We start from the raw sequence: 6,485 nt of genomic DNA, 5'->3' as shown, positions 1-6,485 counted from the left end.
CCCCCCCCCCCCCCCCCCCCCACAAGGGTTACAGCGTTATTCCTGGATCACATCTGCACCCTTGGGGATGTCGAACTTGAACTTGGACGGAGCGATCGGCTCGTTGGCCTTGACTCCGGTGAACAGGATGTTGGTGCGCTGGCCGACACTGTCGATCAGTTGCATGTCGTTGACCAGGCCGTTGCGGAACGACAGGCGCAGGCTGTCGAACAGGCTGTCCTTGGTCTTCGGCTTGAGGGTGAAATCAATCACGCCACCGGCTTCCTTGGAGGTGATGTCGAAGCTCTGGCTGATCTCCGAGATATCGCCGGAGAGCAACAGCGCCGGCGTCTGGGTCAGGCGCTGGTCGAGGGTCTTGATGGTCACCTGTTCGAGGTCCGGGTCCCACAGGGAGACTTTCTTGCCATCGGACACCATCAACTGTTCGGCGGGCGCATCGGTGTGCCAGTAAAACAGGCCCGGACGCTGCAGGGCCATGTCGCCAGCAGTTTCCTGCAACTGGGTACCGCTGCCGTCGAGGGTCAGTTGGGAGAAACGCGCAGTCAGGGTCTGGGAGCCACCCAGCAATTGGGTCAGGCGGGCCACGTCTTTCTCGCCGGCATGGGCCGACAACGTGGACAAGGCCAATACGGGCAACAGCAACATGCGAATCAGGCGCATGGGAGTCCTCATGAATTCGTGGGGGGCCGAGCGACGCGTCATCGCGCCGCCCGGGTAATCAGTCGCGCATCGGGCCCGGCGCCAGTACTTCGCGCGAGCCGTTGGTGTTCATGGCCGTCACGACCCCGGCCATTTCCATGGCTTCGATCATGCGTGCGGCGCGGTTGTAGCCGATCTTCAGCTTGCGCTGTACGGCGGAAATCGAGGCACGGCGGCTCTCCAGGACGAACTGCACCGCTTCGTCATAAAGCGCATCGGTCTCGGCATCGTCGTCACCGCCGCCACTGCTGCCCTCGAAACCGCTGCCGGCCTCTTCGACACCGTTGAGGATGTCGTCGTTGTATTCAGGCGCGCCGCGCAACTTCCAGGCTTCGACCACGCGGTGCACTTCGTCATCGGAGACGAACGCGCCGTGGACACGGATCGGCAGGCTGGTGCCCGGCGGCATGTAGAGCATGTCACCGTGGCCGAGCAATTGCTCGGCGCCGCCCTGGTCGATGATGGTCCGCGAGTCGATCTTGCTCGACACCTGGAACGCCATGCGGGTCGGGATGTTGGCCTTGATCAGGCCGGTGATCACGTCCACGGATGGGCGCTGCGTGGCAAGGATCAAGTGGATACCGGCCGCACGCGCCTTTTGGGCGATACGGGCGATCAGTTCTTCGACCTTCTTGCCGACGATCATCATCATGTCGGCGAATTCGTCCACCACCACCACGATGGTCGGCAGCTTGTGCAACAGCGGTGCTTCGTCGTGGATGCTTTCGCGGTGGTACAGCGGGTCGCTCAACGGCGTGCCGGCTTCCTCGGCCTCCTTGACCTTGGCGTTGAAGCCCGAGAGGTTGCGTACACCCATCTTCGCCATCAGCTTGTAGCGGCGCTCCATCTCGGCAACGCTCCAGCGCAGGGCGTTGGCCGCGTCCTTCATGTCGGTGACCACCGGGCACAGCAGGTGCGGGATGCCTTCGTAGATCGACAACTCGAGCATCTTCGGGTCGATCATGATCAGCTTGGCGTCTTCCGGGCCGGACTTGAACAGGATCGACAGGATCATCGCGTTCACCCCCACCGACTTACCGGAACCGGTGGTACCGGCCACCAGCAGGTGAGGCATCTTCGCCAGGTCGGTGATGACCGGCTTGCCGCCGATGTCGTGGCCCAGGGCCAGGGTGACCGGTGACTTGTGATTGTCGTACTCGGGGGTCGAGAGCACCTCGGAGAAGCGCACGATCTGGCGATCCTCGTTGGGGATCTCGATGCCCACGGTGGTCTTGCCCGGAATGACCTCCACCACCCGCACACTGGTGACCGCCAGGGACCGCGCCAGGTCCTTCGCGAGGTTGGCGATACGGCTGACCTTGACGCCGGCGGCCGGCTGGATTTCGTAACGGGTAATGACCGGGCCCGGATGGATCGAATCCACCGACACCTCGACGCCGAACTCCTTGAGCTTGATCTCCAGCAGGTGACCGACGGCCGCCAGGGATTCGGGGGAATAGTTGAGTTGTTTCTTTTCCGCGGGATCGAGGATCGAGATCGGCGGCAAGGTCCCTTCCACCGCGCTGTCGACGAACAGCGGCGCCTGTTTTTCCTTCTGCACGCGCTTGCTCTGCTCCGGCGGCTTGGCCGGAGCCATGGTGATGACCGGCGGCACCTGCTTCTCGCGCTCGGACATATGCTTGCTCAGGGCCTGCTCACGCTCGATCAGGCGTTCCTTGACCTTGGCCTGCTCGCGCTTGTCCGGGACGGTGGGGGCAACGACGTCGTGGACTCGATCGTCCACTTCACGCAGTTGCGCCACCAGTTGCTTGCGTTCGTTGCGCGCCGCCCACCAGCGGTTCAGCGCCCCCTGGATCAATTCGATGAGGTCCAGGGTGATCTTGCCGGTCACGTCCATGACCTTGAACCAGGACAGGTCGGTGAACACCGTGAGGCCGAAGAGGAACAGGGCGATGAACAGCAGCGTGCTGCCTTGGATATTCAGGGCATTGCGCGCCAGGTCGCCAAGACTCTCGCCTAGCGCACCACCCGCCCCGGCCGGCAGGCCGGTGGGTGCGTGGAAATGGATATGTGCCAGCGCGGCCCCGGACAACACCAGGAACACCAGGCCGATCAGGCGCCAGGAAAACAGCCAGCCGCTCCACTGCCAGGGCTCATGGCGCTGACGAAAAATCTGATAGGTCTTGATCGCCAGTAGCAGCGGGAAAATGTAGGCGAAATAGCCCAGCACCATGAACAGAATGTCGGCGCTGTAGGAACCGGCCGGCCCGCCGAAATTCTGCACGTCTTCGATCTTGCTGTTGTGGCTCCAGCCCGGATCGTCCTTGCCGTAGGTCAGCAAGGCCATCATCAGGAACAGGCACAAGGCCCCAATGGCGATCAACGCACCTTCCTTGAGCCGGTAGTGCAATTGTTGGCGCCAGAGCGGAACGACTGTCTTGGGTGCTGCGGTGGATTTCTTCAAAACGCTTCTTTTCCTGCGCCAATGGCGCGTCCATCTGTTGAATGACTATAAAAACTGCCCACGGGGAGCAGGTAAAAAAAGTGAATGTGCTCAACCGGTACTACTTTTACCACTGAGGCATGTTTTACCACTGTGGCATGCGTCCGGAAAACCGCAGGTGTTGCCGAAGATTTGATCTTTTGCCCGTCCTGCGATCAAAACTCAAGCATTGTACGGGTTTGTCATGCCCGAGGCATTGCCCGCGCGCCCGGCGACAACCTGGCCAGAAACTGGTTATCGGGCGCCAATTTGAGCATGCATTCTCTTTTGTGACAAAGGCTTATGAGGTGTTTTTTATGAGCGAAGCGAAGCATTCACGCCTGATCATTCTCGGTTCCGGCCCTGCAGGGTACAGCGCGGCTGTCTATGCGGCCCGCGCCAACCTCAAGCCCGTTGTCATTACCGGCATACAGGCCGGTGGCCAGCTCACCACCACGGTCGAAGTCGATAACTGGCCCGGCGATGTCGAAGGCCTGACCGGTCCGGTACTGATGGAGCGCATGCAGCGGCACGCCGAGCGCTTCGACACGCAGATCGTCTACGACCATATCCATACCGCCAAGTTGCAACAGCGGCCATTCGAACTGGTCGGTGACAGCGGTACCTATACCTGCGATGCATTGATCATCGCCACCGGCGCCTCGGCCCAATACCTGGGCCTGCCTTCCGAGGAAACCTTCGCCGGCAAAGGCGTTTCCGCCTGCGCGACCTGTGATGGCTTCTTTTATCGAAACCAGGTGGTGGCGGTCATCGGTGGCGGTAATACGGCGGTTGAAGAAGCCTTGTACCTGTCGAATATTGCCAGGGAAGTTCACCTGGTCCACCGCCGCGACAAGCTGCGCGCGGAGAAGATATTGCAGGACAAGCTCTTCGAAAAGGCGGCCAACGGCAATATCCGCCTGCACTGGGACCAGAACCTGGATGAAGTGCTGGGTGACGCCAGCGGCGTGACCGGCGCGCGCCTGCGGCACAGCGAGACGGGCGAAACCAGCACGTTGTCGCTGGCCGGGGTGTTCATCGCCATCGGGCATAAACCCAACACCGATCTGTTCCAGGGCCAGTTGAAAATGCACGACGGCTACCTGATCGTGCGCGGCGGCAGCGAAGGCAATGCCACCGCCACCGACATCGAAGGTGTCTTCGCCGCCGGCGACGTGGCTGACCACGTCTATCGTCAGGCCATTACGTCCGCCGGCGCCGGTTGCATGGCCGCGCTGGACGCAGAGAAGTATCTCGATGACATCCCGACCGTTTGACGGTTAACCTCTGGGGCGGGCCTATGACAGGGCCCGCTCCCCTCCCCTTCTGCAAGTCCGGATAACGATGCTGACCTGGTTACAACGCAACACGTTCGATTTTCCCCCGCTGGAAAAAGCCATGCGCGACCCCAACGGCTTGCTGGCCGCCGGCGGAGACCTTAGCGCCGATCGGCTGATCCAGGCCTATCGCCACGGCTGCTTTCCGTGGTTCTCGGAGGGACAGCCGATCCTCTGGTGGTCACCGGACCCGCGCACCGTGCTGTTTCCCGACGAACTGCACGTTTCCCGCAGCCTGAACAAGCTGTTGCGCAAGCAGCGCTATCAAGTGACGTTCGACCGCGACTTCGCCGCGGTCATCAAGGCCTGCGCTGCGCCCCGCGATTATGCCGACGGCACCTGGATCACCGACGCCATGCAGACCGCTTATCTGGAACTGCACCGGCGTGGCTTCGCCCATTCGGTGGAGGTCTGGGACCAGGGCCAACTGGTGGGCGGCTTGTATGGCCTGGCGATGGGGCAGCTGTTTTTCGGCGAGTCGATGTTCAGCCGGGCCGACAATGCGTCGAAATTCGGCTTCGCAACCCTGGTCCAACATCTCAAGGAAGCGGGTTTCGTGTTGATCGACTGCCAGATGCCCACCGAGCACCTGCACAGCCTGGGGGCCCGGTCGATTCCCCGCGCAGCGTTTGCCGATTATCTGAAAGCGCACCTGGACCAGCCCAACCAGGCCACATGGCTTTGCTGAGCGATATTCGCGCGACTGGCTTACACTTGAATTGAAGTTTTATCCCGAGGGTTGATCATGACCGAGTTGGCGCGCTTGAAGTTCTATGCCACTCAACCTCACTCTTGCAGTTATCTGCCGGAGGAGCAGGCCACGACCCTGTTCCTCGACCCGAGCCAGCCCATGGATGTGCATGTCTACGCAGACCTGTCGGAAATGGGCTTTCGGCGCAGTGGCGATCATCTTTACCGGCCCCATTGCCAGCATTGCAATGCGTGCGTTCCGGCGCGCATTCCCGTGGCTCGATTCACACCCAATCGCCAGCAGAAACGTATTTTCAAGCGCAACGCCGACTTGCAGGTGCGCCCGGCCAAGCCGCAATTTACCGAAGAATATTTTGACCTGTACCAGCGCTACATCGAGCAACGCCACGCCGATGGCGACATGTACCCGCCCAGCCGGGACCAATTCTCGACGTTCCTGGTGCGCGACCTGCCGTTCTCGCGCTTCTACGAATTCCGCCTCGATGGCCGACTGGTCGCCATTGCCGTCACCGACCTGCTGCCCAACGGGCTTTCGGCGGTGTACACCTTCTATGAGCCCGACGAAGAAAAACGCAGCCTGGGGCGTTTTGCGATTCTCTGGCAGATCAATGAATGCCGGCGCCTGGGCCTGGATGCGGTGTACCTGGGCTACTGGATCAAGAACTGCAAAAAAATGAACTACAAGACCCAATATCGGCCCATTGAATTGCTGATCAACCAGCGGTGGGTTGTCCTGAACTAAGGGCTCGCTTGCAATGAGTGCCCCGAGGCAAGTGCCCGACTCATCGAGTATCCCAAGAACCCCTTGGCTTGCCCCCCCTTTTTCGGGCACAATGCACGCCGCTTTTGCCTGGCGCAGTTGCACCGGGCCATTCACTGGATACCGAGGGCTTTACTGCATGTCGAAAGAAGACAGCTTCGAAATGGAAGGCACTGTCGTCGACACCCTGCCCAACACCATGTTTCGTGTGGAGTTGGAAAATGGGCACGTCGTAACCGCGCATATCTCCGGCAAGATGCGCAAGAACTACATTCGTATTCTTACCGGTGACAAAGTGCGCGTCGAGCTGACGCCCTATGACTTGAGCAAAGGGCGCATCACTTACCGCGCTCGCTAACAAGTCAGTACAAAACGCCCGGCTCATGTCGGGCGTTTTTGTTTGTCTGGGATTTGTCCCGATCTTTCAGAACACAGCTTCCCTGTGGGAGCGAGCCTGCTCGCGATGGCGGCGTGTCAGCTTGCGCATATATTGAATGTGCCATTGCATTCGTCGGAACGCCGCCCGGAGCAGGCT

6 protein-coding genes are annotated in these 6,485 nt (G+C 60.7%); 4 read left to right on the top strand and 2 right to left on the bottom strand.

What is annotated here, in order from left to right; translation table 11 throughout:
* Positions 1 to 36: 36 nt before the first annotated feature.
* Together lolA and ACE04F_RS10200 are read right to left on the bottom strand one after the other, a co-directional pair.
* Complete coding sequence (lolA, locus tag ACE04F_RS10205) at positions 37 to 660, bottom strand: outer membrane lipoprotein periplasmic chaperone LolA (RefSeq protein WP_486106367.1); 624 nt, start codon at positions 658 to 660, stop codon at positions 37 to 39.
* 58 nt (positions 661 to 718) lie between these two features.
* Positions 719 to 3,124 carry a DNA translocase FtsK gene (locus ACE04F_RS10200; RefSeq protein WP_434569010.1) on the bottom strand — a complete coding sequence of 802 codons (2,406 nt, stop codon included), beginning with the start codon at positions 3,122 to 3,124 and terminating at the stop codon, positions 719 to 721.
* 335 nt (positions 3,125 to 3,459) lie between these two features.
* Between ACE04F_RS10200 and trxB the strand changes: the two genes are divergently transcribed.
* From trxB to infA, 4 genes are all read left to right on the top strand, one after another.
* A complete protein-coding gene (trxB, locus tag ACE04F_RS10195) occupies positions 3,460 to 4,419 on the top strand; it encodes a thioredoxin-disulfide reductase (RefSeq protein ID WP_486106365.1) in 960 nt (319 codons plus the stop codon).
* A 67-nt stretch (positions 4,420 to 4,486) separates the two neighbouring features.
* Positions 4,487 to 5,167, top strand: coding sequence for a leucyl/phenylalanyl-tRNA--protein transferase (gene aat / locus ACE04F_RS10190; RefSeq protein WP_486106363.1), 681 nt, complete (start codon positions 4,487 to 4,489; stop codon positions 5,165 to 5,167).
* Positions 5,168 to 5,224: 57 nt separating this feature from the next.
* Complete coding sequence (locus tag ACE04F_RS10185) at positions 5,225 to 5,932, top strand: arginyltransferase (RefSeq protein WP_305495537.1); 708 nt, start codon at positions 5,225 to 5,227, stop codon at positions 5,930 to 5,932.
* Positions 5,933 to 6,089: 157 nt separating this feature from the next.
* Positions 6,090 to 6,308: a translation initiation factor IF-1 gene (gene infA, locus ACE04F_RS10180; protein ID WP_002553999.1), complete on the top strand. Its 219-nt coding sequence runs from the start codon at positions 6,090 to 6,092 to the stop codon at positions 6,306 to 6,308.
* Positions 6,309 to 6,485 lie beyond the last annotated feature (177 nt).

It is taken from the genome of Pseudomonas sp. AGC41 (genome assembly GCF_057334555.1).
The sequence above is the reverse complement of the archived record's forward strand: the minus strand, read 5'-3'. Positions and strand labels throughout refer to the sequence as shown.

What these genes read in the sequence shown, in the direction of transcription:
- trxB (WP_486106365.1), top strand. Translation starts at nt 3,460, where the DNA reads ATGAGCGAAGCGAAGCATTCACGCCTGATCATTCTCGGTTCCGGCCCT.
- aat (WP_486106363.1), top strand. Translation starts at nt 4,487, where the DNA reads ATGCTGACCTGGTTACAACGCAACACGTTCGATTTTCCCCCGCTGGAA.
- infA (WP_002553999.1), top strand. Translation starts at nt 6,090, where the DNA reads ATGTCGAAAGAAGACAGCTTCGAAATGGAAGGCACTGTCGTCGACACC.
- ACE04F_RS10185 (WP_305495537.1), top strand. Translation starts at nt 5,225, where the DNA reads ATGACCGAGTTGGCGCGCTTGAAGTTCTATGCCACTCAACCTCACTCT.
- lolA (WP_486106367.1), bottom strand. Translation starts at nt 660, where the DNA reads ATGCGCCTGATTCGCATGTTGCTGTTGCCCGTATTGGCCTTGTCCACG.